This is a genomic window from Desulfoplanes sp. PS50, assembly GCF_053851535.1.
Genome location: NZ_JBSPZA010000091.1, coordinates 1 through 954, shown reverse-complemented (window position 1 = coordinate 954; position 954 = coordinate 1). Strand labels below are relative to the sequence as shown.

Genomic DNA, 954 nt, shown 5'->3' with positions numbered 1-954 from the left:
ACTACAGATGTATCAAAAACATAGAACCGTCCTTTGGGATTTCTGAGCTTTTGGGTGTGGTGGGGAGGTTGGGGCTTGAGCCATCCTTTTTCTATGGCGGCCTGGCTAATTTTAGTATAATCGAATCCTTCGCAAATCTCATTTCTGAAAACTTCGGGAAAAACTAGAAAGAAGACTTCTTTTTTTATCTCAGCTAAATATCCAGCCCGATGATAAATTTTCTGGTGAGCATTTTCTCCAAATCGTTCGAAACGAGTAGCTCCGTGAATTTGAAAAAAATGACGGACCTGCGAGAGTCCATTCTGGATTTCGAGTGATTCTGTTCCCCCTCGGATTACGAGCCAGTTATCCATGCATGACTTTGTTGCTCTAATTGCTGATCCCTTCGGCCACGGGAGGATGCTGAGGGAAATTGCCAATTCACCAGCTGCAGCAACCAGAGCAAACCGGCTAAGTGCGCGATGAACTTGCCCGCAGGAATTTTTGGGGAGGTGTTCCTTGATGAAGAGTTGGGATGCATGCTCAATAAATTCAATGGATTTCTGTTTGTTGCTCGCCACATGATCTAAATAATGATGTAGTGGAGTGCCGTAGTATCTATTCGATGCCGCCTGGAGTTGACTTGCAAATTCTCCCGGATTTTTCGCGTCATGAATATCTTCGAATACTCCCATTCCTGCTCCGGCATCAGCTGGAATATCTATGAATCGGACCGACTGTCCTGCCATAGCATTTTTTCCATCTTCTCTTATTTTGTCAGCTAAAGTCACTTCGCTCGAAGATAAAATTAGTAAACGCCATTCGCTTGTTTTAGTCTTTGTTCCATATTTGTTCGATCGTGCCTTTCCTTGCCCGTTTGCTAACATATAAGATGCTGCTGATACAACATTTGGAGGTGCCTGCCCCATGTCATCCAGGCAGAGGAGGCAGTCGCAATGATTTAGTGCGATTCCT

The 954-nt window shown here is 44.5% G+C and carries 1 protein-coding gene; it reads right to left on the bottom strand.

What is annotated here, in order from left to right:
• The coding region (locus tag ACTVJH_RS15890; RefSeq protein WP_455992872.1) for a DUF927 domain-containing protein at window positions 1-908 on the bottom strand (908 nt) is incomplete at its 3' end.
• Window positions 909-954: the final 46 nt, after the last annotated feature.